The sequence below is a fragment of the Deltaproteobacteria bacterium genome, assembly GCA_016874775.1.
Taxonomy (GTDB): domain Bacteria; phylum Desulfobacterota; class Binatia; order Bin18; family Bin18; genus VGTJ01.
This window is the reverse complement of the sequence record VGTJ01000088.1, coordinates 1-24,787: the sequence shown is the minus strand read 5'-3', so window position 1 is coordinate 24,787 and position 24,787 is coordinate 1. Positions and strand designations below refer to the sequence as shown.

Annotated in this window: 19 protein-coding genes, 2 tRNA genes and 1 pseudogene; 9 read left to right on the top strand and 13 right to left on the bottom strand. The window is 51.5% G+C overall.

The annotated features are described in order from the left end of the window. Window positions 1–102 precede the first annotated feature (102 nt). Window positions 103–888, bottom strand: coding sequence for a sigma-70 family RNA polymerase sigma factor (locus FJ147_15620; GenBank protein MBM4257313.1), 786 nt, complete (start codon window positions 886–888; stop codon window positions 103–105). 984 nt (window positions 889–1,872) lie between these two features. On the opposite strand from FJ147_15620, the pseudogene FJ147_15615 reads away from it, so the two are divergent. The 4 genes and pseudogenes from FJ147_15615 (at window position 1,873) to aspS (ending at window position 6,694) form a co-directional block, all read left to right on the top strand. After that, window positions 1,873–2,881, top strand: a pseudogene (locus FJ147_15615) (AAA family ATPase). Between the two features lie 12 nt (window positions 2,882–2,893). Continuing rightward, a complete protein-coding gene (locus FJ147_15610) occupies window positions 2,894–3,355 on the top strand; it encodes a response regulator (GenBank protein MBM4257312.1) in 462 nt (153 codons plus the stop codon). Between the two features lie 141 nt (window positions 3,356–3,496). After that, entirely contained in the window at window positions 3,497–4,765 is a 1,269-nt protein-coding gene (locus tag FJ147_15605; GenBank protein ID MBM4257311.1) for a histidine--tRNA ligase, read from the top strand. Between the two features lie 156 nt (window positions 4,766–4,921). Continuing rightward, window positions 4,922–6,694: an aspartate--tRNA ligase gene (gene aspS / locus FJ147_15600; protein MBM4257310.1), complete on the top strand. Its 1,773-nt coding sequence runs from the start codon at window positions 4,922–4,924 to the stop codon at window positions 6,692–6,694. 175 nt (window positions 6,695–6,869) lie between these two features. Here the strand turns inward: aspS and FJ147_15595 are convergent, their stop codons facing one another. Continuing rightward, the gene (locus FJ147_15595; GenBank protein MBM4257309.1) at window positions 6,870–7,517 is read right to left on the bottom strand and encodes an SIS domain-containing protein; all 648 of its coding nucleotides are present in this window, start codon (window positions 7,515–7,517) and stop codon (window positions 6,870–6,872) included. Window positions 7,518–7,541: 24 nt separating this feature from the next. Beyond that, a complete protein-coding gene (uvrB, locus tag FJ147_15590) occupies window positions 7,542–9,689 on the bottom strand; it encodes an excinuclease ABC subunit UvrB (protein MBM4257308.1) in 2,148 nt (715 codons plus the stop codon). 53 nt (window positions 9,690–9,742) lie between these two features. On the opposite strand from uvrB, the gene FJ147_15585 reads away from it, so the two are divergent. Beyond that, a complete protein-coding gene (locus FJ147_15585; protein ID MBM4257307.1) occupies window positions 9,743–11,539 on the top strand; it encodes a PAS domain S-box protein in 1,797 nt (598 codons plus the stop codon). Window positions 11,540–11,915: 376 nt separating this feature from the next. On the opposite strand, the gene FJ147_15580 is transcribed toward FJ147_15585, so the two are convergent. The 6 genes from FJ147_15580 to FJ147_15555 all read right to left on the bottom strand — a co-directional run bounded on the left by FJ147_15580 (window position 11,916) and on the right by FJ147_15555 (window position 15,708). After that, the gene (locus tag FJ147_15580; protein ID MBM4257306.1) at window positions 11,916–12,566 is read right to left on the bottom strand and encodes a protein-L-isoaspartate(D-aspartate) O-methyltransferase; all 651 of its coding nucleotides are present in this window, start codon (window positions 12,564–12,566) and stop codon (window positions 11,916–11,918) included. 199 nt (window positions 12,567–12,765) lie between these two features. Then, window positions 12,766–12,839, bottom strand: a tRNA-Met gene (locus tag FJ147_15575). A gap of 73 nt (window positions 12,840–12,912) precedes the next feature. Further along, entirely contained in the window at window positions 12,913–13,653 is a 741-nt protein-coding gene (locus FJ147_15570) for an rRNA pseudouridine synthase (GenBank protein ID MBM4257305.1), read from the bottom strand. Continuing rightward, complete coding sequence (scpB, locus tag FJ147_15565) at window positions 13,508–14,194, bottom strand: SMC-Scp complex subunit ScpB (protein MBM4257304.1); 687 nt, start codon at window positions 14,192–14,194, stop codon at window positions 13,508–13,510. Before scpB ends, FJ147_15570 begins: the two co-directional genes overlap by 146 nt. Continuing rightward, the gene (locus tag FJ147_15560) at window positions 14,191–14,937 is read right to left on the bottom strand and encodes a segregation/condensation protein A (protein MBM4257303.1); all 747 of its coding nucleotides are present in this window, start codon (window positions 14,935–14,937) and stop codon (window positions 14,191–14,193) included. Before FJ147_15560 ends, scpB begins: the two co-directional genes overlap by 4 nt. Window positions 14,938–15,042: 105 nt before the next feature. Next, window positions 15,043–15,708, bottom strand: coding sequence for a site-2 protease family protein (locus FJ147_15555; GenBank protein ID MBM4257302.1), 666 nt, complete (start codon window positions 15,706–15,708; stop codon window positions 15,043–15,045). 249 nt (window positions 15,709–15,957) lie between these two features. Between FJ147_15555 and FJ147_15550 the strand changes: the two genes are divergently transcribed. From FJ147_15550 to FJ147_15540, 3 genes are all read left to right on the top strand, one after another. Next, a complete protein-coding gene (locus FJ147_15550; GenBank protein ID MBM4257301.1) occupies window positions 15,958–17,514 on the top strand; it encodes a hypothetical protein in 1,557 nt (518 codons plus the stop codon). Between the two features lie 37 nt (window positions 17,515–17,551). Beyond that, window positions 17,552–17,625 (top strand) — tRNA-Arg (locus tag FJ147_15545). Window positions 17,626–17,746: 121 nt separating this feature from the next. After that, entirely contained in the window at window positions 17,747–17,938 is a 192-nt protein-coding gene (locus FJ147_15540) for a hypothetical protein (protein ID MBM4257300.1), read from the top strand. Window positions 17,939–18,075: 137 nt separating this feature from the next. On the opposite strand, the gene FJ147_15535 is transcribed toward FJ147_15540, so the two are convergent. From FJ147_15535 to FJ147_15520, 4 genes are all read right to left on the bottom strand, one after another. Then, a complete protein-coding gene (locus FJ147_15535; GenBank protein ID MBM4257299.1) occupies window positions 18,076–19,344 on the bottom strand; it encodes a 4Fe-4S dicluster domain-containing protein in 1,269 nt (422 codons plus the stop codon). A gap of 95 nt (window positions 19,345–19,439) precedes the next feature. Further along, window positions 19,440–20,699 carry an FAD-binding oxidoreductase gene (locus FJ147_15530; protein ID MBM4257298.1) on the bottom strand — a complete coding sequence of 420 codons (1,260 nt, stop codon included), beginning with the start codon at window positions 20,697–20,699 and terminating at the stop codon, window positions 19,440–19,442. 29 nt (window positions 20,700–20,728) lie between these two features. Continuing rightward, window positions 20,729–22,153: an FAD-binding protein gene (locus FJ147_15525; GenBank protein ID MBM4257297.1), complete on the bottom strand. Its 1,425-nt coding sequence runs from the start codon at window positions 22,151–22,153 to the stop codon at window positions 20,729–20,731. Between the two features lie 114 nt (window positions 22,154–22,267). Next, on the bottom strand, window positions 22,268–22,792 hold the full coding sequence (locus FJ147_15520) for an acyl dehydratase (GenBank protein MBM4257296.1): 525 nt from the start codon (window positions 22,790–22,792) through the stop codon (window positions 22,268–22,270). 138 nt (window positions 22,793–22,930) lie between these two features. Here FJ147_15520 and asd point away from each other — a divergent pair, with 138 nt between their 5' ends. Then, complete coding sequence (asd, locus tag FJ147_15515; GenBank protein MBM4257295.1) at window positions 22,931–24,010, top strand: aspartate-semialdehyde dehydrogenase; 1,080 nt, start codon at window positions 22,931–22,933, stop codon at window positions 24,008–24,010. Window positions 24,011–24,787 lie beyond the last annotated feature (777 nt).

Below are 24,787 nucleotides of genomic sequence, written 5' to 3'. Positions count from 1 at the left end.
CCTACAGGTCTCCGACGATGAGTTTCAAGCGCTCAATATCAAACCCGGTAAGTTTCATGGCGATTGGAACTATACGCTTCTTCCTCGCTCTTAATCGGTAACTTAATTCTTGCCCATGCCTAAGCGCTCGCGTTCAGGAAGCGTCTCAATCGCAGCAGTTAATTTTTCCACGAGTTCCTTTCCCTCAACCGATGCAAGTGGATCTTTGAAAGAGCGGGCCCCAAATTCCTCTTGCGTTTTCCGCCACTCTTCTTCAGATGCCGGAGTTAAATCTTCAAGACTCAGAAGAGTCGCTTCACTCACTTTTTGATCAACACGGTAGTATTCTGGAAGCGGTACGCCGAGCTCTGAAGCCATTTCTTCCGGCGACGCCTCTCTTCCTAAGCGGCCAGCAAGGCGAGTACGAGCAACGGCCATTTTTCGGCCCCACGCACGCACCGAACGACTGACCCAGTCGAGCGAGCGCAGGTATTCCATGATCTCCCCTTGAATGCGATAACGTGCATATGTCTGAAATGCGACCCCACGCCGTTCGTCATAGCGCTGTAGCGCCTCAAGAAGTCCGACAATACCCGAATGGATGAGCGAACCGAGATCGACTCCTGGAGGTAGACGGCGGTGAATACGTTCAGCGACGAGGCGAACCAAAGGCATATGAGCTTCAAGGATTTCGTCGCGCGTTTTCTTCTCCAGTGGCTGACTCGTAGCGGTTGCTTCTAGTTTGGCCACTGGTTCAGTTTGATTGTTCTTCTTATCCCGACGTTGTTCTTTCTCCTGACTTTGAGACGTCTGACTTGCACGCAACTTTTTAGGAGTGTGATTTTCCAAGAGCAGGACTTTGCCTTTTCTGGTAGCGGTTTTTCCGGATTTTGCGGCGACAAGTGCCATCCCCTATATACCCCCCGTCTGGTGTATATTTTTTTCGCGTTCGATTATTAGCAATGCGAACAAGCGAGAGTAGAGCAATCCATATGCCATTCATCCCTTACTTAAAGTTTACCGACGAAAGATATTAATGATGAAGATGTTTTTCTACCTCTTGTTTATGAGTCTAAAAAGAGATTGATAAAAAAATAACGGAACAAAAGGAATCATTGACCTTGCTAAGATAAAATCCTGATAAAAATCGGTACTCTACAGAGGCGGCAAAAAAGTGCCAGTTTTTGCCAAGGGGTAAGATTTACCTTTTTCTTTCTCTGGGGCAATTTCACATAAGTTTTGCTGCCCTTTACACCTAGATCACACCCTTCTTTCACTGGCATCGGAACAAATGGCCGTGGGTTTGAAAGCAAAGTCTTCTGTCAACACGGAAAACCACAACATATTGTGGAAGAAAGAGTACGGAACCAAATATATTGATTTGTGGGCATCCGTAATACAGTTCTACAGCCTAAGTGCCGACATAGAAATGGAGAGAGGAAAGAAGAAACAAAACCACCTGAAGCAAACGAAGCGGAGGTCAGAAGTGCAATTCACACAAAGTGACTTTTCTTCGTAATATATCGTGTCCTCTGTCAATGTTCTGTCACGGCCTATTTGTCTGAAGCGGATAGGACCTTGACCTGCGCTTTTGGTTTGTGAGAGTTTTTGGTGAAGAGAGGGGTTATCTCATCAGCTAGTGAGGTTCGCATAACGAGTGGTGAACTCTTCTATCCGTCGTTGGAGAAACAGCTCACTTTGACTGGCGCAAAACACCTATGGTACCTTGGGTACAGGATTCGCTTCGTGGGGCTTTCCAGAGAAACAGTCAGGATACTTTCCCGATGGCATACGCGACTTCCTTCTATGTCACACTCCGGCATTTCACCCTTCCTCTTGGAATATACCAGCACTGTTGTCACTAAGAACTGATGATTTATGAGTATGCCAGCTATGGTTCCTCCTCCGCTGTTTATTGGTGAACATCCACTCATGCAGAAAATCTATGCAATGGTTCATCGAGTGGCTACCACCGATGCTACCGTTCTAATTACTGGAGAGAGTGGCACGGGAAAAGAATTAGTGGCACGCTCGATTCACAACCTCGGTGCACGCGCGACGCATCCATTTGTTGCCATCAACTGCGCTGCCCTTACAGAAGAGTTACTTGAGAGCGAATTATTTGGCCATGTTCGCGGTGCGTTTACTGGGGCGTCGTCTTCTCGCATCGGGATGTTTCAGTTAGCTGATCACGGCACCATCTTTCTTGATGAAATTGGCGAGATGCCTATTAGTCTGCAAGCCAAGTTACTCAGAGTCCTACAGAGCAAAGAAATACGGCCTGTTGGTGCGGACCGTGTCACAGCCGTCAATGTCCGCGTAATTGCTGCTACCAACAAAGACCTGAATCGAGAAGTGGAGAAAGGGACCTTCCGCGAAGATCTCTTCTATCGACTGCAGGTCATTCCGATTCACTTGCCACCACTACGAGCACGCCGCTCAGATATTCCGTTATTAGTCCGCTACTTCTTAGACAAGAATCGGCATAAATATAGCAACGCCCTGCAGATCTCGGACGACGCAATGGTCTATCTCTGGGAGTACGATTGGCCCGGTAACGTCAGAGAACTGGAAAACCTCGTCGAGCGCATGGCAATTCTCAGCGACACCGGGTTGCTCATCCCTGAAGATCTCCCCCCCCCATGTACGTTCCTTTATTTCAGAGAAAAAGCTGCCTCATCCTGATTTCAGTGATGGGGAAGTTAATCTCCGTGAAGTTCTTGAACAATTTGAGGGCCGTCTCATTGATGAGGCCCTACGGAGGACAAACGGTAACAAGACCGCAGCAGCGCAAATGCTCGGCTTGAAACGTACGACATTAGTTGCCAAACTACGTCGTAAGAAAAGCGGGACAGCGCTACTTTCTCTCACTGAGGAGAGTAGCTCAGCACTTGCACCATAGGAGAGACTCACAATGACCATGGACAAAGCACAGCCTTCTTCAGCACCCTCTGCTACTGTGCTTGTGGTGGACGACAACAAGGATGCGGTGGATATTATTGCCCGCCTTCTTGCTCAACATAACCTTACCGCCCTACGTGCATATAGTGGGCAAGAATGTCTTGAGCTTATTCGTCACCACACTGTAGATGTAATCGTCCTCGACGTTATGATGCCTGGAATGGATGGCCTCGAAGTCTGCCGTCATTTAAAACAGGTCGCTCCCACGCCACCGATTATTTTGCTCACTGCAAAAGATGATATGGCAACCAGGTCTGCCGGAATGGCTTTGGGCGTCAGTGAGTTCGTCGTCAAGCCAGTCAATAATCGCGATCTTATTGCCAGGATCAAGACTCAGCTTAGTACACGACAGTGGGAACGCGAACTCGACCAAGCTTCCGCAGCTATTGATCGATCAAAAAAGTCAGACGGGTAGTCCCCCATCAATCCTTCAAGTGCGGAAAGGCCTCGCACGTGGAGTCTGATTATTTTCCGTGCAAGGCTCCCTTCTCAGGCTCGCTTCCTCATTGATTGCTTCTGTCCCCTCTGACACAATAGCCCCTTTCACGAGGGTGACATGAACATTGCTGCAGTGAGAGGGTTTCGCGACATATTGCCGGAAGAAACTGCCTTGTGGCAGGTACTTGAAGCTCAGGCACGGACTTCCTTTGCCGCCTATGGCTTCTCGGAGATCATTGTCCCGATCATCGAGAAGACCGAGCTATTTGCCCGCGCGATCGGCGAAACCACGGATATTGTTGAAAAAGAGATGTATACATTCATCGATCGCGATGAATCTTCCCTGACGTTGAGACCAGAAGGCACCGCATCGGTGATTCGCGCCTACATTGAGCACAGTGTGCATCATAAAGAACCCGTGTCGAAACTGTTCTATATCGGTCCGATGTTTCGTCGTGAGCGACCACAAAAGGGTCGCTATCGCCAGTTTCATCAGATTGGCGCAGAAATTTTAGGGCGTGATGATGCGCTGATCGATGCCGAGCTGCTGCTCATGCTCAATGACTTGTTCAAAGCCTTGCAGCTTGAGGTCTCGGTAGATGTCAACTCACTAGGGTGTCCAGTGTGTCGTCCACGGTTTCGTGAGAGCTTGCAAGCCTTTGGTGAGAGCAAACTCGCGCAGCTGTGTGGCAATTGCCATAACCGACTCCACCGCAACCCCTTGCGTATCCTTGACTGTAAGGAACCTGGGTGCCGTGAAGCCACCAAAGATGCACCGGTGCTGAGAGATTTTCTCTGCGAGCCGTGTCGGACACATTTCACCAAAGTCGAAACCTGTCTTCGTCAGGAGAATGTCACGATCACCGTGAATCCTCGCCTGGTGCGTGGGTTAGATTACTATTGTCGGACCTCATTTGAGATCATCGCCCACGGTCTCGGATCGCAAAATGCTGTCTGTGGTGGTGGTCGCTATGATGGGCTCGTCGAACAACTGGGCGGACCGGCGATCCCTGGCATCGGCTTCGCGATAGGGGTTGAGCGCTTGATCATGCTGTTGCAGGCGCAGGAGCGTAACCTCCAAACTGGTCCTGATGTCTTCGTCGCTCCGTTGGGCGAAGCAGCCGAAGGACAGGCATTTGCTCTGGCGCGACGATTGCGACAAGAAGGGTATCGGATCGAGCTTGAAGGTGGTGGTCGCGGCCTCAAAGCGCAGATGAGGCGTGCAGATAAACTCAATGCCCGCCATGTGCTTATTCTCGGCGAGAATGAAGTAAATGCTGGCAAAGGCACGGTTCGTGATATGCAAACCAGAGCGGATCGGCCTATGGCGGTTGACCTGGCACTTCCTGCGCAGGCGCTGATCAACGCAATTCGTGGGAATTCGTGAAATACGCTATCAGCTATCAGCTGTCGGCTATCAGCCAAAGAGCCCAGAATAAAACTTCCAGTCGGGTGTTACGCCTGAAGGTCAAGTTTTTTCTCAGAGCTGACCGCTGAAAGCTGATGGCTGAAAACTAAAAACTGAAAGCTGAGGACTGTTTCTGTGGAATCGTTAGGAAGTTGGCAACGAAGCTATTATTGTGGAGAACCGCGACCGACCCACGTGGGCCAAGAACTCACTGTGATGGGATGGGTGCACGCTCGGCGAGATCATGGCGGGGTGACGTTTATCGACTTGCGCGATCGCTCTGGCCTTCTCCAAGTTGTCTGTAATCCGCAGGTAAGCGTACCTGCACACGAAACCGCCAAGGATGTCCGCACGGAGTATGTGTTGGCGGTGCGTGGTCGACTGAGCCCGCGATCCCCAGAAACGATCAATCCCAACTTACCGACCGGTGGGGTCGAGTTAATGGCGGATGAAGTACGAGTGCTTAATTCTGCGCGGACTACGCCGTTTCCTATTGAAGATGAAACCGATCCGGCAGAAAACACGCGCCTACGCCATCGCTATCTGGATCTGCGGCGGCCAAAAATGTTCAATAATCTCTACCTGCGTCATCGTCTAGCGAAGATCGTGCGTGATTACTTCGACAGCGAAGGCTTCTTAGAAGTCGAGACGCCCTTCCTCACTCGTAGTACACCTGAAGGCGCACGTGACTATTTGGTACCAAGTCGCGTCAACCCTGGGGCGTTCTATGCCTTGCCGCAATCGCCACAGCTCTTTAAACAGCTGTTGATGGTCTCCGGGTTCGACAAATATTTTCAAATCGTGCGCTGTTTCCGCGACGAAGACTTGCGCGCTGATCGCCAACCTGAGTTTACCCAGATTGACGTGGAGATGTCCTTTGTTCGGCCAGACGATATCTACCGTCTGACCGAGGGTATGGTCACCCGCGTCTGTCGAGAAGTCAAAGGGATCGACGTACCGACACCGTTTCCGCGCATGACGTATACCGAAGCCATGGCGCGCTTTGGCAATGACAAACCAGACATTCGTTTCGGCTTAGAAATCCAAGAGGCGACCGAATTATTTGGCGCTACGGATATTCAAGTTTTCAAGGATGTCATCGCCAAAGGTGGGATTATTCGCGGAATTGTGATTCCCCAGGCCTCCCTCTCACGCAAAGAGATCGATGATCTCGTCCCACAAGCAGTGAGTTTCGGCGCAAAAGGCCTCGCCTGGTTCCGACTTGCCGAGGCTGGCTGGCAATCTCCGTTGGCAAAGAACGTCAGTGAGGACCAGAAAGGCAAAATCGCTGCAGCACTTGGCTTAAAAACTGGCGACCTTGTCTTGCTGATTGCTGATACGGAAAAAACCGTCTGTGACGTGCTTTCTCGATTGCGCTTGTCCCTTGGTGAGAAACTTGGACTGATTCCGAAAGAGAAATTCCAATTCTTGTGGGTGACAGATTTTCCGCTCCTGGAATATGATCCCGATGCCAAGCGCTATGTAGCGATGCATCATCCGTTTACCTCACCTCAAGAGGCGGATATTCCGCTTCTTGAGACCAATCCTGGGAAGACCCACGCTCTTGCGTATGACCTCGTCCTTAATGGCGTAGAGCTCGGCGGTGGCAGTATTCGGAACCACCGTCTTGACGTGCAACAGAAGGTGTTTGCGGCCCTTGGCATTGGTGAAACCGAAGCGCAGGAGAAGTTTGGTTTTCTTATGGAAGCGCTGTCATTCGGTGCACCGCCACACGGCGGCATCGCCTTTGGCTTTGATCGCATGGCGATGTTATTCGCCGGAGCTGATTCTCTACGCGAGGTCATCGCGTTCCCGAAGACTGCTAAAGCCACATGTATGATGACGCAAGCACCCAGCACGGTTGATCCCAAGCAACTGCGGGAGTTGAGTATTAAGGTCGACCTCTAGTACCGTGTCTCGCAACTTCGTGAAAAGTTGTAGGGCATGCGAAGCGCGCCAACTGACTGGTGCGTGGTACGCGCCCTACGATGTCACCGCCAATGAATTTGCGAGACACGGTATTAGCACTGTCTAGCGTCTAGGAGTCGAGAAAACCACGAACAACATTTTTTTGACTCTAGACTCAAAGACTCTGGACTCTGGACTCCTTTTTCGTTTCTTTCCTCGCCTTTTTTCCCAAATAGCCACCGTGATGAAACTTGGCGTAGTCGGCTTTGGTGAACTTTTTCTTTTCCATCAATACCACCGCAAGTGCATCCGCTAAGGCGAGCATCGCGGTGGTACTCACAGTTGGTGTGAGACCCAGTGGACAGGCTTCTTTGACCGACCCGATACATAACACGACATCGCTTTGATGAGCGATTGGTGAGATACGGTGGCCAGTAATCGCGATCAAGTGCATGCCATTCAGCCGTTTTGCTCTGGCGATGGTCTCCAATACCTCTCGCGTTTTTCCACTGTTGGAGAAGGTAATCAACACATCATGTTTGGTGACAAGGCCGAGATCGCCGTGGGCCGCTTCGCCGGGATGTAAGAAGCACGCCGGGGTGCCGGTCGAGGACAGTGTTGTAGCAAGCTTCTGCGCAATAATCCCGGCCTTCCCCATTCCTGTGGTAACGACTTTGCCCTTGCAGCGTTGGAGCATCTGCAAGGCACGGAGAAAATGTTCGTCTAACGTAATTGCACGAATTGCAGTTGCTTCTGCTTCAAGAACCGCTCGCGCCCGAGCGAGTGTCGCGGTGATTCCCACCAATCCTTTTTTCTGCACCATCCGCGAATTCCCAACCCCCGATTCCTATTTTTGCCACCGCGCCATAAGCCCACGCGCTGCAGCTTTTCCACTCCGACGACTCGCTGAGCTTTGTGAAGCACCCGTTGCTCGGGTCGGCGCTGATTTTTCTGGTTTCTTTGTCACAACCGGTATTGTCACACTCTCGCCAGATTTCAGACCAAGACTCTGCTGTTCGAGTGCGTGCAATTGATCTCGCAAGAGCGCAGCTTGCTCGAATTCTAGTGCCGCAGCTGCGTGTTTCATTTCCTTACGGGTTTGCTCGATACGCGTTGCCAGCTCCTGCGCCGAGAGATATTCCGCTTCGGTTTCCGCTGCGATCGGCACCTCGACATAATCGGCATCGTACACTCTCACCAGGGGTGAAGTAATCGCTTTACGAATACTCTGGGGAGTAATGTTGTGTGCTTCATTGTATGCCGACTGAACCCGACGACGACGTGCTGTCTCGCTCATCGCCCGGTCCATGGAATCCGTCATCTTATCAGCATACATGATGACGGTCCCTTTCACGTTCCGTGCTGCGCGCCCGATAGTCTGAATCAACGAACGCTCAGAACGGAGATAGCCTTCCTTGTCCGCATCAAGAATAGCAACCAGAGACACCTCGGGAATATCGAGCCCTTCACGTAACAAGTTGATACCAATCAAGACATCGAATGTCCCACGTCGGAGCTCGCGGAGAATTTCGACGCGTTCGATAGTGTCAATATCCGAATGCAGATACCGCACCTTGATGCCCAGCTCCTGGTAATACTCGGTGAGGTCTTCTGCGAGTCGTTTGGTCAGTGTTGTCACTAAGACCCGCTCGCCAGCCGCGAGGCGTAAGCGGATCTCTTCAAGCAAGTCATCAACCTGAATTTTGGCAGGACGCACGATCACTTCTGGATCGATCAGACCAGTCGGACGAATTAACTGCTCAACTACATGCTCATCACTTTGCTTACGCTCATAATCACCTGGTGTCGCTGAGACATAGATCACTTGTTGCGATCTTTTTTCAAACTCATTGAAACTCAACGGGCGATTATCCAGCGCCGAGGGCAAGCGGAATCCAAACTCGACCAGCGTCGTTTTTCGCGAGCGGTCCCCGCGATACATCCCACCGATTTGCGGCACGGCAATGTGACTCTCATCAATAAAGAGCACGTAATCTTCAGGAAAATAGTTCAACAGGGTAAACGGCGGCTCTCCTGGGGCACGGCCATCAAGATGACGCGAGTAATTTTCAATCCCTGGACAAAAGCCCATCTCTTCCAGCAACGCCAAATCGTAGAGGGTGCGTTGTTCCAGTCGCTGCGTTTCAAGCAATTTATGTTCGCCCTGCAACTGCGCAAGCCGCTCGTTGAGTTCCTCACGAATGCCGCGCACCGCTTTCTTCATTCGGTCTGAAGTGGTGACATAATGGCTTGCTGGATAGAGTGCGACCTTATCAAGGCGTCGTAGGACTTTCCCGCGCAAGGGATCGATCTCAGCGATTTTATCGAGGGTGTCGCCGAAAAACTCAAACCGTAACGCTTTTGATTCTTCGTACGCTGGAAAGACTTCAACAACATCGCCTCGCACCCGAAATGTCCCACGATGAAAATCCATGTCGTTGCGTTGGTACTGAATGTTCACCAACTTGCGCAGCAGCGCATCGCGTTCGACCTGCGTATTCTCTTCAGCAAAGAGGATCAGATCAAAATATGACTCTGGCGAGCCAAGACCATAGATACACGAGACGCTGGCGACAATGATCGTATCACGCCGCTCCAAGAGCGCCTTGGTGGCGGAATGGCGCATCTTATCGATCTCTTCGTTAATCGCCGCATCTTTTTCAATGAAGGTATCTGTCGAAGGTACATACGCTTCGGGCTGATAGTAATCGTAGTAACTGACGAAATAGCGTACCGCGTTTTCAGGAAACAACTCTTTGAATTCAGCGTAGAGCTGAGCAGCAAGGGTTTTATTCGGCGCAATCACTAACGCTGGACGATTCACCCGCGCAATCACATGCGCCATCGTGAATGTCTTGCCCGAGCCTGTCACGCCTAAGAGAACTTGATGCGTGCGCTTCTCATTCAACCCAGCCGAGAGCTGATCAATCGCCTGCGGCTGATCACCTTGTGGTTGAAACTCAGAGATAAGTTTGAAGGTACCCTCACGTGCCATGGCGCGGCATCATAGCAAGGAAGGAGCTGTTACGGAATGCGGACTGCTTTTGCATGAGGAGTAGCCTCCTGCCTTCCTTGGGGAGCGATTTTCCCTCCGGGGCTTGCTTCAGTGTCACTTCTTACGGCACAAGCTTTGTGTTCGGAGCTGTCCACGAACAGAACCACACAAGCCGAAAAGAATCTCTGATTATGATGAAGGTAGTCTTCGATTTTCTTGATCGTTTTATTCCAGCGGAGTTGAATACGGCTGACCCAGATGCACAGCGTCGCTGTCGCTTGCTTGTTGCCTGTTGCTTTGGCCTGACCCTGTTTGCTCAACCGTTTCTCTATCACGTAGTGAGAACCCAAGGATATATGAGCCCGACTGCTTGGGTTTTTACTATTGGCAGCGTACTGACTGTATGTAACCCGTTTCTGCTGTTGTCCACTGGATCTCACCGCCTTCCTGGTATGCTCTTTTCTCTAGAGGTGATCATCGCGCTCGCGTTCATGGCTTATTTCAATGGGGGCTATCTCTCGGCGTCGTTAGTGTGGAACCCCGCGATTCCTTTACTCGCGACAGCGCTCGTCGGGCCAACGTGGGGAGGGATCTGTGTTGGTGTGGTGCTGAGTGAGACGATCTTCTTGTATGCCCTAACTGAAGCAGGATACCCGTTTCCGCAACCATTAGCTGCCTCACAAATGCGCGGGTTCCAGATGGCCGGTACCTGTACGTTAGTGTTATTTATTTGGCTGCTGAGCTGGCTCTACGAAGTGTTTCGCAAGAATGCCCTTGTGATGGTCGAACAGTCAGTGACGGCGCTACGTCGCAGTGAAGCACACTTTCGCTCTTTAATTGAGAATGGCTCTGATTTTCTTGTTATCCTGAATGCTGATGGCACCATTCGCTATGGCAGCCCGTCGATAGAACGTCTTCTTGGACATACAGCGCGAGAGAATTACGGGAAGAATGCGCTTGCTTTCGTTCATCCGGACGACCTTGCGCGAGTGGCAGACAAGTTTGCCCACCTCGTCAATGAGCCAGGAACAGCGGTTCCAATAGAGTTTCGCTTTCGGCATCACGATGGATCATGGCGAGATCTTGAGGCTATTGGGAAGAATCTGCTGCAAAACGAGGCTGTGCGCGGAATTATTGTCAATGCACGAGATGTGACTGAACGTAAGGCGATTGATACCTTGAAAGACGAACTCGTCTCAACCGTGAGTCATGAATTGCGCACACCGCTCTCGAGCCTGCGTGGGGTTACGGAGTTGATGCTAGAACGAGAATTCCCGCAAGCACAGCAACGCGAATTTTTAACGATCATGCAACAGGAATCGGTCCGACTGACGAATTTGATCAATGACTTTTTAGATCTCCAACGGATGGAAGCAGGACAGCAAAACTACACCTTTGGCCAAGTCGATCTGTTACCATTGCTACACGATGCAGTAGCGGTGTTTTCTGGGGTACCGGATCGGCATCAGGTTAAAGTCCTGGCTCCCGCCACATTCCCGCCCGTACGTGCAGATGCAGATAGAATCCGCCAAGTGCTAGCCAATCTCCTCTCGAATGCACTGAAGTTTTCGCCTGATGGCGGTGAAGTCATCGTGTCAGCCCACCAGGAAGGACACGAGGCCATAGTAGCGATTGCCGACTCTGGCACAGGGATCGCGCCTGAGGTGCTTCCGTCACTGTTTACGAAGTTCCAGCGAGGAGAAAGTGCGATGACCAGACGCATTAGCGGCACCGGACTTGGACTTGCGCTGGTCAAGGAAATTGTCACTGCCCACGGTGGCCGCGTCTGGGTCGAGAGCGAGGTTGGGAAAGGTAGTACCTTCTTCTTTACTTTACCTGTACTTGGGTGAAAGCGAGAGCAGTTTTCAGCTGGACCTATCCTGGTTCTTCTCCACCTCCAATCGCAGGACACACAAAGTTCCCTCTCCCCGTTAGGGCAGGGCCGGCGCATTAAGACGTAAGGAAAAACAAGGACTTGGAGCGTGAAGACAAGTGACACGGCAACGTAGCTTCTCGACCCCGCGAATTTCCTGGCGTTGGAATAGCGGGGGAAGGATATCGACCGTGGAAAAACTTAGCTTGCTTCATGCGAATACCAAGAGAAATACTCGAATTTTCTGCGTTTTTTCCTTAATGCGCCGGCCCTGCCCCGTTAGGGAGAGGGCTAGGGTGAGGGTCGAAAGCTGGGAATTAGGATAAATCAACCGCAAATAGTTCTAGTAGTGCTCACGACTTGGAGCCAGAAACCAACGGAACAAATCGTACTGGTCCCAAGTTTTCTCGCACTATTTTCCCATCGACTTTTTGCAAGCGTAACAAATGTTGCTCGTTATCAACTTCCACTGGTAAGACCATCCGTCCACCTTCAGCTAATTGATCAAGCAGCGCAGGAGGGATTTGCGGAGCAGCGGCAGTGACAATAATCGCTTCATATGGACTTTTTAATGGCCAGCCTTTATTTCCGTCGCCAACAATGACTTCTACATTTTTGTAGCCAAGCGAGGCTAACCGTTGACGCGCTGTCTCAGCGAGTTGGGGAATAATCTCAACGGAGTATACCTGTTTCACCAAGAGACTCAGTATTGCAGCTTGGTACCCCGAACCGGTACCGATTTCCAATACCGTCTCTACACCTTTCAGACGCAGGCTCTCGGTCATTACTGCAACGATGTACGGTTGCGAGATCGTTTGTTCTTGACCAATGGGTAAAGGACCATCGTCGTACGCTTGAGATTGTAAGACGGTAGGAACGAACAAGTGGCGGGGAACGGTTGCCATTGCTTGAAGAACCCGTTCGTCACGCACGTCTCTACGACGGAGTTGTTCTTCCACCATTTGTTGACGAGCACTTTGCCATTGGTGTTCTTGTTCATTCATGGTGTTTCCACTCGGAGACATGCCACAGGCAGCCAAAAAAGCAACAAGCAAAAAAAGCATGATCTTCCTTCCCTATCCTCAGCTTCATATGATCCGCTGGATTCACACGAATAGGAAGGCTACTTCATGGCACTGGTATTAGCGGACTGCAGAAAGTTCAAAGCCCTGGGCGAGGAATCTCTCCAGGGCTTCAGAAAAGTTGCGGGGCTAGGATTTGAACCTAGGACCTCGAGGTTATGAGCCTCGCGAGCTACCGGGCTGCTCCACCCCGCGCATCGCGGAAAAGAAAACGACACAGTGGGCTGTGTCGTTGGTGCGGGCTTTGTATCGACGGATACTCATGAAGTCAAGACGGGTTCTTTACCTTGCCAGCAATTTGTTTTAATCCACGCACTTCTTTTGTCGAAAGCGACCGATAAGCACCAACAGGCAAGCCCTCTAGAGACAGTGGCCCGAATGATACACGAGTCAGTTTTTCGACATGATGCCCAACCGCTTCGCACATCCGCCGTACTTCACGGTTCCGTCCTTCTCGCAGCGTGATCTCTAACCAGACCTTTTGTTCATTGCTGCGCAATACGCGGACATTGGCTGGACTGGTAATCACACCATCATCAAGCCGAACGCCACTCCGTAGCGCTTGTAATGCTTGATGCGTTGGCTTCCCTTCTAGCTTGGCGTGGTACGTCCGGGGAATTTGATAACGAGGATGCAATAACTGCTCAGTCAACGCACCATCATTGGTCAGCAACAACAATCCAGACGAATTAAAATCGAGTCGCCCGACCGGATACACACGATCTTGTACATCACGCAACAGCTCACGAATTGTTGGTCGGCCTTCAGGATCTTTCAGCGTGCTGACAAATCCGATGGGTTTATGGATGATAAAATACTGGAATTCAGGAAAGACAAGGGGATGGCGATCGACCAGAATCGTGTCACGCCGTGGGTCCGCTGTCGTCCCCAGACGCGTGACCGTTTCGCCATTCACCTGCACTCGTCCCGATTGAATCAATGTCTCCGCTGTCCGGCGTGAGGAGATCCCCGCTCGGCTCAGAATTTTCTGTAAACGTTCTACTGGCATCTTGTTCACTAAAGGGGTTCAACGTCGGTTCATGAATCGCTGGTAACGGCGGTAAGCTACTCAGGTCATTGAGGCCAAAAAGTTCGAGGAATTGCGGAGTAGTCCCATAGACCCACGGGCGACCAGCGACATCTTTGCGACCGACAACACGAATCAATTTCTTTGTCAGTAATGAATTCAGCACACCGTCAACATCAACGCCACGAACCAATTCAACCTCGGCCTTTGTCAGTGGCTGACGATACGCAATAATCGCCAATGTCTCCAGCGCCGCACGACTCAGCTTGCTCGGCTTCTCTTGCACGAACTTCTTGACGTAATCTGCATACTCTGCAGCTGTACGAAATTGATAACCGCCAGCAACTTCAGCGAGGCGAATCCCACGTTCGGCGGCAGCATACTCTTGCAGTAAAGGCGCCATGACTGTTTTCACTTCGGCCTGGGTCACACCGATAACTTCTGCTAACCGGCGAAGTGGCACTGGGGTCCCGGCAGCGAACAAGATGCTCTCAATAATCGCTTTGATCTCGGATGGATTCATAAATGCTCCAACGACTCTGGCAGCGGCGCATCCGTGCTCACAGCCAGCGACATGGTAATTGGGCCAAATCGTTCTTCTTGTTTGACACTGACCATACGAGTCCGCACCAGTTCAAGTAACGCCAAGAAGGTTGTCAAGATTTGCAGGCGGGTACACTCCGCAGGAAAGGCTTCAGTAAACAACATTTCGCTACGTTCACGGAGGGTGTCTAAAATCGCAACAATGCGTTCACGTAAGGAGATGTGTTCAAGAATAACCTCATGGACGACCTCCGGCGCGGCACGTTTGAGCACATCCTGTAATGCGTCAAGCAAGTCACCTAACGAGACATCATAAATAAGGTCACTCTCAGTTTCCCCCTCCTCCCGGACGGGTAAACGGGAGAAAACGTCGCGATCAAGCTGATCTCGATGGGTCAGCATTTCGGCGGCCTCTTTGAAACGCTGATACTCTAACAACTGCCGGGCAAGGTCCGCGCGGGGATCTTCCCCTTCGTCTTCCTCTGGGTTTTCATCAGCCGGCAACAACATGCGAGATTTGAGGTGTACCAGGGTCGCTGCCATCACCAGGTACTCACCTGCGATGTCCAGATCAAGCTGTTGGAGCAACTCCATGTAGGCCAGGTATTGGTCGGTAATGATCGCAACAGGAATGTCTGAAGGGTCGACCTCGTTTTTCTTCACGAGATGTAAAAGGAGGTCAAGCGGCCCTTCAAAAACATCGAGTTTGACACGGTACAACATAGGAAGGCCCTTAGCTGTCAGATCGAAAGTGACAGCCGTGTGTTCGGTGCTGGATACTCATGAGTTTGTCCACCCCACTCCCCATTCCACTTCCCTTTGGTTTCCTCATAACAAGGAGCCGATAAGAAAAGCTTTCATCGGTCGCAAGATGCGATCCAGTGCTCCGGAGGTCATGAGTAGCAAGATAATCAACATACCATAGGGCTCAAGGCGCGCGAGTGCTAACGCGGGAGCCCGCGGCAGAAGCCCAGTTGCGACACGCCCGCCATCAAGCGGCGGGACAGGCAGCATGTTAAAAACCGCAAGACTGACATTGATCAACAAAGTGGTATGAATAAGTTGCAAGAGCAACTTCGTACTGTCAGGGGGAACCCCTCCCTTCATTATGGTTGTCACGAGAATGAACTTCAGAACCATTGCCGCGAGGGCAGCAAGGATGAGATTTGTCAGTGGCCCAGCCAGCGCAACCAACACCATGTCACGTCGCGGCTTGTAGAGATTCATAAAATTCACTGGCACCGGCTTGGCATAGCCAAACAAGAACGGTGCACCTGTCACGAGTAAGATCAACGGCAAGATGACCGTGCCAAACGGATCAACATGCGCTATTGGATTAAGCGTGAGCCGACCAGCTTGTGCAGCAGTCGGATCGCCGAGACGATAGGCGACATAGCCATGTGCAAGTTCATGCAGGACAACCGCGACAAGAATGGGAAGCGCCAACAAGACAACTTTTTGCAGCATTTGCAGCGATGGTACAACTGCTTCCATTGCCGTTACTGTATAGGCTCCCACACGCGGTGACAAGACGGCAGGGAAGTCGAAAACGAGTCAAGGCCAGTCTCGAACCAGTCTCGGGCCAGTCAACACAAGTCGATCCAAGTCAACGCAAGTCTAAATCAGTCAAGACGTGCCTAGACTTGCCTTAGACTAGTTCTAGACTGGCCCGAGACTTGCCTTGACTGCATTTGATAGGTAGCGTCACGACCTATTGCTGAGTGAAGGGAAAAGGAGGTGGCAGTGGAGCCTGCTGCACAGGGAGTGTCTTTCGAGAAAACGACCAAAGAAGCGCAATCGGGTCTAGATCCATGGAAAGTTGCCGAGCTTCCGGCACCACCAATTGCTCGTGGCATGGGGCTGCTCGGAATTATTGGTCCCGGCGCAATTATTCTTGGTACATCAATTGGCAGCGGAGAATGGCTGTTAGGACCAGCCGCCTTTGTCAAATACGGGATGTCGTTGTTGTGGGTGACGATGGTTGCTGCGGTGTTGCAGACGATCTTCAATACCGAGCTGATGCGCTACACGCTGTACACCGGAGAGCCCGCGGTCGTTGGTTTCATCCGCACCAAACCCCATGCAAACTTTTGGGCATGGTTCTATGCCCTGATGTACTTCCTGCAAGTTGGGTGGCCAGCATGGGCGGGGGCTGCTGCTGGTGCGTTCTTTTATGTGTTCACTGGCCAACTTGCTAGTCCAGCGAATGCCTCGATTGTGTACTGGATTGGAGTCGGTACTTTTGCTGCGTGTGTGGCGATTCTGATGGTTGGTCGCCGTATCGAACATACCTTAGAAATCCTCAATTGGATTCTTGTGGTCGTGATTCTCGGTGGATTAACGTTACTGTGTCTGCTCTTTGCCAGCGGTGCAAAATGGTTTGAAGCAGGAGCCGGATTTTTTGGCTATAGCGTACCAGCAGGGACTTTTGCCTTTTTCCCACCTGGTGCGGATTGGTTTCTGATTAGTGCGTTTGCCGCCTATTCTGGTGCTGGTGGCGTGACCAACTTAACGCTGTCTAATTGGGCACGAGACAAAGGCTTTGGTATGGGCAAAGTGGTCGGTTTCATTCCCGCCGCGGTTGGCGGTCAAGGCATTCTTCTTGCGCATTCAGGAAGTGTGTTCAATGTGACACAAGAAAGCTTAATACGTTGGCAAGGCTGGTGGCGCATCGTTCGGATCGATCAATGGGGCGTGTTCTTTATCGGCGCTTTACTTGGTATGGGGCTTCCTGCAATTTTGTATACCTCCTTTCTCCAAACTGGTGAAGATATTCGTGGGCTAGCTGTGGCAACAGCATTAGCCAATGCGATGTCAGCCAAGAATGGTGCAGTGTTGGGACTGCTGGTCGCGTCGATGGGCGCATGGATGTTGTTCAAAACCCAGCTCGATATTCTTGAGGGAACAGTCCGCGCGGTCACCGACATTCTCTGGACCGGCAGCAAACGCGTGCGGCAGTGGAGCGATGGCGATGTGCGACTGGTGTACTACGCCGTGCTTGCAGGAATCGTCACCTGGGGACTGATCGCCTCACGGCTCGCACAACCTATCATCTTGTTACAACTCGGTGCTAACGTTGCAGGCATCGTCATGGTGATCAGTGCGCTGCACGTCCTGTATATCAACACCACGTTCTTACCCAAAGAGATCCAGCCACCTTTGTGGCGGCGAGTCGCATTAGTGTTGATGGCGCTCTTCTATGGTTTCTTTGTGTACCTATGGCTTATGGGCGGTTTAGTACCTGATCCAGCGAAAGGGTTTTTGTTCGGCATTTTGGGAAGCGGACTTGTCGGGAAGTAACGCTTGTTGGTAAGATCCACTCGCTTTGCAACAAGATGCCCCCGTAGCTCAGGAGGATAGAGCACAGGATTCCTAATCCTGGGGCCGTGCGTTCGAATCGCGCCGGGGGCATAAAAATTTTTTCTGAGATCTCACCGACCCTTAGACCGAATTCTGGCCGCTCACAGAAATTTGGGACTTTACAAGTTTCTCATCCTGCTGTAATCGCCTTTCCTTCATGGGGGTGAGGTCTATGCTGGAAAAAAGCAAAGCTGCTGAATATGGGACGTTCGTAGAAATCCTGAAGGCTGGTTTTGCACTAGCAGAAGCAAAAACCGCTGTAAAAACTCGTCGTAAATTCTCCAAGAGAGTAACGCTCGGAGGCGAGTCTCTCCTCATTGAAGTAGGTAAAGGAAAGGTCGTCGTCGTTTTTCAGCAAGAATGAGGGAAAAAGAAGCCAGGAGACAGAATACAGAAGTCAGAATATGAAAAGGAACTCCGTGCAACCGAGAAGCTCTTTTTCCTTCTGGATTCTGACTCCTGACTCCTGAATTCTTTTTTTCTACGTTTGCGCATCACGCCTTACGGATTACGTTCCCCATACGCCTCTGCCAGCAAATCGACCGTATGTATCGCCTTGATCGATAATCCACGTTGCTGCAGTCCTGCACGGATTTGCATGAGACAACCAGGATTTCCGGCAACAACCAGTTCTGCGTTTGTCGCGGTAATGTTGTTGACTTTGCGTTCCAGCAAGCGAGTCGCCAATTCAGGTTCGGTGAGGTTGTACGTCCCGGCACTGCCGCAACACCAGTCGGATTCGTTCAGTTCGGAAATCTGCAGCCCAGGAATGGCTTTGAGCAGGTCGCGTGGTTGCTGACGAACGCTCTGTCCATGCGCGAGATGGCAGGCATCATGATAAATGACCTTAGCGCGCACCTCACGATTCGGGGCGATAAGGGGAATGCTGCCAAGAAACTCGCTGACGTCTTTCATCTTGGCAGAGAGCTGCAGCGCACGTTCACGATAGATAGGATCGTCTTTGAATAGTTCTCCATACTCCTTCATCATCGCGCCGCAGCCAGCCGCATTGATAATCAACGCATCGATATTCAGTTTGCTGAATACCTCGATATTCCGACGTGCCAAGGAGAGGGCATTGGGCTTGTCACCGTTGTGCAACAACAACGCGCCGCAACAGCCTTGTGCTTTCGGCACCAACACTTCACACCCGTTATGCTGCAGCACTTTGACCGTTGCTTGATTGGTAGCACCAAACATAGTCGGCATCACACAACCTGAGAGAAGTGCAACGGTGTAACGTTTTTCACCAATGGCAGGGTAGCGTTCTTGCAGGGTAACAGAAGAAACGGTCCCTGGTTCTGGCAGTAAGCTGAACCAATACCGAAGCTGCTTCGGAACATTCTGTGAACGTGCGAGTTTGCCGAATCCTAATGCCGCACCGGTTTTGAGCATAAAGGCAAACACGCGTGCCCCAAGCGGATTGGGGAACAGCAGGTTGATTGCTTTGCGTTTGAAGCGATCAAAGAACGGACGCTGGTAGTGTTCTTCAATATAAGGACGAACGCCTTCGATCAGTTCGCCGTAATGCACCCCAGAGGGGCAAGCGGTTTCACACGCACGGCAACCAAGGCACGTATCAAGATGGCGCACGGTTTCAGCATTCAGCTCAAGCCGCCCTTCGTGCAGCCCACGCATGGTGACAATACGGCCACGTGGGGAGTCCATTTCCGTCCCAAGCTCTGAGTAAGTGGGACAAAACGACAAACACAAGCCGCAGTGAACACAATCGAAGAATTTTTCTGGATTAACAAAGTTGGTTTGAGTCATAAACACTGTCACTATGAGGCTGGAGGCTAGAGGCTAGAGGCTAGGAAAAAAGAATTTCTAACTAGTCTCTAGCCTCTCGTCTCTAGTCCCAGGTTTTATATTCCCCCCACAAATCTCCCCGGATTGAGAATCCCTTGCGGATCGAGCATTTCTTTTAACCGCTTCATTAGTGGGAACGAATTGCCGACATGTCCCCATACGTCCACACGATCCTTTAGCTCTGGATCAATGTCCTCGATGATGAGCGATCCTCTCTGTTGCTTAGCGAGAATACGCAGCCAATCAACGAATGAGAGGACCTTCTCTTGGGTGGTCTCTTCCGTGCGCGGGACACAACCGTAGATGATACCGCTACCTGCATGAGACAAGAGTTGTAGTGAGAGTCCACGTAAACCAGCTTCCTCTTCGGCCTTTTTGTAGAAACCGGCGACCTCTGTGGGCAAGACGCTAGCTTTACAGCGAAGAGCGGCGTTACCGGCAAGGGGAAAATCGCGTAAGGCGTTGGCGACCAATTGGTCTTGTCCTTCAGTCAATTCTTGCAATGCACCTGCATGCTCACCGAGTAACTCGCGTAATCGTGCCGCTTGATATGTCACTTCTTCCTCAAGACCAGCGAAGGCAACAAATAGATACGCGGGATCGGCCTTTCCGTTTCCGTTCGTACTAGGATCAAAGTTCGTCAGTTCAACAAAGAAAGGCTGCAGTTCGGTCGCCAGCAAATCCAGGACTTTGTCCATGGCTCCTTCGGCAGAAGGAAAGCGACAAGCACAAAGCATTTGCCGCTCTGGATAAGGGCGAACTTTGAATGTTGCTTCGACAATCACCCCCAGTGTTCCAAACGAGCCACAGTACATCTTCGGCACGTCATATCCAGCAACGTTCTTCACGACTCGGCCACCACCTTTTACAATCGTGCCATCGGCCATAACAACACGCAGGCCAAGGAGAAAATCGCGCACTGTCCCTTGCGATAACCGCGATGGGCCACTGAGATTTGCCGCGATCAGCCCGCCAATCGTCACGCGTTCAGGGCAAGGCGGATCGAGTGGCAACCATTGTCCATTCTCACCGAGAAGTTGTTGCAAGCGGGCAAGTGACATTCCAGCTTCGGCCGTGACCGTCATGTCCGTGGGCTGGTAATCCACAACTCGACTGAGCTTCTGTAATGATAGCGCGATTTCATAACGGCGTGGTAACGCACCAATATGCAAAAATCCACCTTCACCGACTGGCGTCACTGTCGTCTTATCTGTTGAAGCGGTCCGTAGTGTTTCCGCAATCTGTTCAATGGATTCAGGAAAAAGTATTTGTTGCGGCTTCTTTCCATCAATGATGAAATGTTCACGATTGTCCAAAGTTCTGTTCCTTCACCAGTCCCCACCTCCTAAAGAGGTACTTGCCGTCGGGGCATGCGCACATCGATACAACCGTGCGGCATGGGAATAATCTTGTTTGGATTACAACGGCTATCCGGGTTAAACACCGAGCGGATTCGACTCATGAGCAGCAAATCTTCTGGGCTGAAGATTAACGGCATTTGTCCCATTTTCTCTATACCAATGCCGTGTTCACCGGTCAGACTTCCGCCCAGGTCCACACATGCTTTCAGAATTTCTTGCCCGGCTTTCACTACGCGTTCAGTTTCGTCAGCATTGCGCTCGTCGTACAACAGAATAGGATGGATATTCCCGTCGCCCGCATGAAAGACGTTAGCGATACGTAATTGATACTTCTCGGCCACTGATGTGATGGTTCGCAGAATATCCGGCACCTTCGTGCGCGGTACTACGCCATCTTGGGTGCAATAGTTCGGGGCTAAACGTCCGACTGCCCCAAAGGCACGCTTACGACTTTTCCACAGCGCCGTGCGCTCAGCTTCATCACGCGCCACACGAACCTCACGCGCACGATTGCGTTTACACAGTTCCATGATGCGTGTGGTCTGCGGATCAAGCCCGGCTGCTAAACCGTCGAGTTCAATAATGAGCACTGCCCCAGCATCAGTGGGAAAGCCAAAGTGAAACGCCTCTTCGACTGCTTGAATAATTAAGTTGTCCATCATCTCGATGGCAGCGGGAACAATCCCTGCCGCTATGATGTCAGATACCGTCTGTGTCGAATCATGAACCGATTCGTACACAGCCAGGAACGTACGATAGGATTGTGGCTGGCGAGTCAGACGAAGTGTTGCCTGAGTAACGATGCCAAAGGTTCCTTCTGCACCGATAGTGATGCCACGCAAATCATACCCAGGCATATCCTCAGCCATACCGCCGATGGTCACAATCTCACCATCTGGCAGAACCAGTTCCATACCAAGCACATGATTGGTCGTCACGCCGTACTTCAAGGTATGAGGGCCGCCAGAATTTTCTGCGACATTGCCACCAATCGTGCAGGCTTGTTGACTCGATGGGTCAGGCGCGTATTGAAATCCCGCGTTTTTCACCGCGTTGCTCACCCAGAGATTGACGACCCCAGCTTGCGCGACGACGTAACGATTGCGCACATCGATGTGCAAAATTTTGTTCATGCGGCTGGTGCCGATCATGACTGGAGCATCAATGGGTAAGCATCCGCCACTCAAGCCCGTACCAGCCCCACGTGGAACAAAGGAAACTTTTTCTTTGTGGAGTAATTTGACGATAGCAGCGACTTGTTCGGTTGAGTGCGGTAAGACCACGACTTCAGGCAGCGACTTTTCTAGTGTATAGCCGTCGCAGTCGTAGACTGAAAGATTCGTCTTGTGAGAAACAACGTTTTCTGGGCCGACGATGTCGGCGAAGCGAGAAATGAGAGTTGAGTCCATAGCTTTTGTCACTTTTTACCCTCACCCTATCCCTCTCCCTTAAAGGGAGAGGGCAGCAGACACGAGAGCGGCTGCGGGTGAGGGTGATTTTATTGATAGGCAAACGAAGCGGTTCTACGCCTTCGACCTCCGCCGAATCATGCGGTTGACAGTGTACTGCAACAACACTTCACCCTTTTGATTAATCACTTGTTGTTCAGAGGTGACAATACCACGATCCGGCTTCGAGGTCTCACGCTTCGCCAGCACTTTGACCTTCACATGCACGGTATCGCCACAGCGTAAGGGCGCAGGAATTTTCATTTCCTCGACACCAAGAAGCGCCATGCCACCTTTGACCAAGCCAGATTGAATCGTCAGGCCCTCACATAAGCCAAAGGTGAAAGACCCCGGCGCGATACGGCTGCCAAACATGCTGTTGTTCTTCACGAACTCCATATCAATGAACAACGGCTCATGGAAACCAAACAGGTTCACAAAAGAAACAATGTCAGTTTCTGTGATCGTTCGTGAAGGCGTCTTATATTCTGCACCAATCTCAAAGTCCTCAAAATACTCAACAGCCATACGTGCTCCTTGTCGTGCGAAAAAGATTATGGGTTCTCTTGATGAAGTCAACGGGAGGACCGCTAGGAACATAAGACGCAATACGTAACCATCCCACTCCGCCTTTACGCTTTACCTATTTACGTTTTACGCATTACGTATCACACATTACGCATGACGTATTTTTCATGGTGTTGACAAACTCCCAGCGCTCACGTTCATTTGTGCGCTATGAAAAAGCAAGTTGCTGTTGTTGGTGCCACAGGAATTGCGGGACAGCAATTTTTGATTGCCCTGCGTAATCACCCGTGGTTTGAAGTAAAAGCGTTGGCTGCTTCTGAACGTTCAGCCGGAAAAAGCTATGGCGAAGCCATCCGGGATCCAAAGACTGGTGCGCGCCGATGGTGGTGTCAAGAAGAACCTCCGAAGGAAGCCTTGTCACTTCCGGTCTCTGAAGCCTCGGCGTTAAATCTAAACGGAATCGATCTCGTCTTCTCAGCGGTTGAATCGGAACCGGCCCGAGAGCTAGAACCGCTCTATGCCAAGACGACACCGGTTGTCAGTACAGCCTCAGCCTTCCGCTATGAGCAAGATGTACCGATTTTTATTCCAGGCGTGAATCTCGATCACGCTCGTTTAATCGACGTACAGAAAAAGAATCGCGGCTGGAAAGGGTTCATTGCCACGCAACCGAACTGCACGACGATTGGTCTGGCAATCACGCTCAAACCATTGTTCGATAATTTTGGCATCAAGAAAGTCCTGATGACCTCAATGCAGGGCGTATCAGGAGCTGGTCGCTCACCTGGCGTGGTCGCGCTCGATATGCTCGATAACATCATTCCCTTCATTTCTGGTGAAGAAGAAAAGGTCGAGAAAGAAACCCACAAGATTCTCGGCACGCTCGGCGAAGGCGCTATCCGACCGGCTGATTTTCTTGTCAGCGCCACGTGCACGCGTGCAGCGGTTTTAGAAGGTCATACCGAAGCTGTGTGGGCCTCAATGGCAAATCCCTGTTCAGTTGACGACGCACGTGCGGCAATGATTGAGTTCGGTAGGGAATTCGTCAAGCTTGCGCTTCCCTCATCGCCACAACACATGATCATCGTGCATGACGATCCGTTCCGCCCACAGCCGCGACTTGATCGCGATGCTGAAGATGGCATGGCAACATCGGTCGGGCGTCTGCGCAAAGACAGCGCTTTAGAGAACTCAGTCAAATATATGCTGGTCAGTCACAACACCAAGATGGGCGCAGCCAAAGGCGCGGTGTTGATGGCGGAGTATCTGTATCAGAAGAACTATATCTAAGAGGCTATCTGAAAAGTAGAAATAAGCTGTCATTGCGAGGAGCCGCAGGCGACGAAGCAATCTCAGAATCAGCCGAGCAGAGGACAAAGATTGCTTCGCTCCGCTCGCAATGACACCCTCGGTCGACTTCTCAGGCGGCCTCTTAGGATAAACTCCGCGAAACATCTCTCTTCAGCTTTTTATACTGCGCGCGGGGACAAATTGCGCTTTTTGCTCCGCGGCGATGGCTAGTGTCATTTTGAACGCAGCGCAGCGGAGTGAAGAATCTCCGTGTTTTTCCACGCGGGCGGGCGAGCGGCCACCGCCGCTCGCCCGCCGCCAAAGTCCAAAGGACCAAAGGGCCAAATCATCAGGACGACTAGCGGGCGCAGCGGAAGCCAATGAAGCGGTCGGCGTCCGACGGCTCTTTGAACCCGTCCACGGCAAACACCCCGGCGTCAGCATCGGGAGCAGGCGTTTACCGATGAACGGGGGTTAGGGAGCGGGAGTTTGTCATGGGGGTGAGGCAAGAAGCTGAGGAGAGACGGCGAGAGCAGTGGGCGGAGCGCCCTGATCACCGAGCCGTGGCAGTATTCGTGGAGCAGGCTTGTGTGACTGCGGGCGTGTCAGCCCAGGCGCTCCGTCAGGGCTATCGAGGGCGGCAGCTGTCGCCACGGGGAACGCGCTTAGAGTCTTGTAAAAAGAAGGGGTTAGGATAGAGAGGGCAGCACGGGTGTCCGGGAAAAAGGAGGAGGAGGTATGCCTGCGCTCACGTGTGCCCTGGTGGAAAAGCTGGAG

Excerpts from the sequence above, each read along its gene's own strand:
- uvrB (MBM4257308.1), bottom strand. The coding sequence starts at position 9,689 with ATGGCACGTGAGGGTACCTTCAAACTTATCTCTGAGTTTCAACCACAA.
- FJ147_15570 (MBM4257305.1), bottom strand. The coding sequence starts at position 13,653 with ATGCCAGTAGAACGTTTACAGAAAATTCTGAGCCGAGCGGGGATCTCC.
- FJ147_15605 (MBM4257311.1), top strand. The coding sequence starts at position 3,497 with ATGAACATTGCTGCAGTGAGAGGGTTTCGCGACATATTGCCGGAAGAA.
- FJ147_15525 (MBM4257297.1), bottom strand. The coding sequence starts at position 22,153 with ATGGACTCAACTCTCATTTCTCGCTTCGCCGACATCGTCGGCCCAGAA.
- FJ147_15555 (MBM4257302.1), bottom strand. The coding sequence starts at position 15,708 with ATGGAAGCAGTTGTACCATCGCTGCAAATGCTGCAAAAAGTTGTCTTG.
- FJ147_15585 (MBM4257307.1), top strand. The coding sequence starts at position 9,743 with ATGAGGAGTAGCCTCCTGCCTTCCTTGGGGAGCGATTTTCCCTCCGGG.
- asd (MBM4257295.1), top strand. The coding sequence starts at position 22,931 with ATGAAAAAGCAAGTTGCTGTTGTTGGTGCCACAGGAATTGCGGGACAG.
- FJ147_15620 (MBM4257313.1), bottom strand. The coding sequence starts at position 888 with ATGGCACTTGTCGCCGCAAAATCCGGAAAAACCGCTACCAGAAAAGGC.
- FJ147_15610 (MBM4257312.1), top strand. The coding sequence starts at position 2,894 with ATGACCATGGACAAAGCACAGCCTTCTTCAGCACCCTCTGCTACTGTG.
- FJ147_15560 (MBM4257303.1), bottom strand. The coding sequence starts at position 14,937 with ATGTTGTACCGTGTCAAACTCGATGTTTTTGAAGGGCCGCTTGACCTC.
- FJ147_15520 (MBM4257296.1), bottom strand. The coding sequence starts at position 22,792 with ATGTTCCTAGCGGTCCTCCCGTTGACTTCATCAAGAGAACCCATAATC.
- FJ147_15595 (MBM4257309.1), bottom strand. The coding sequence starts at position 7,517 with ATGGTGCAGAAAAAAGGATTGGTGGGAATCACCGCGACACTCGCTCGG.
- FJ147_15580 (MBM4257306.1), bottom strand. The coding sequence starts at position 12,566 with ATGAATGAACAAGAACACCAATGGCAAAGTGCTCGTCAACAAATGGTG.
- scpB (MBM4257304.1), bottom strand. The coding sequence starts at position 14,194 with ATGAATCCATCCGAGATCAAAGCGATTATTGAGAGCATCTTGTTCGCT.
- FJ147_15540 (MBM4257300.1), top strand. The coding sequence starts at position 17,747 with ATGCTGGAAAAAAGCAAAGCTGCTGAATATGGGACGTTCGTAGAAATC.
- FJ147_15535 (MBM4257299.1), bottom strand. The coding sequence starts at position 19,344 with ATGACTCAAACCAACTTTGTTAATCCAGAAAAATTCTTCGATTGTGTT.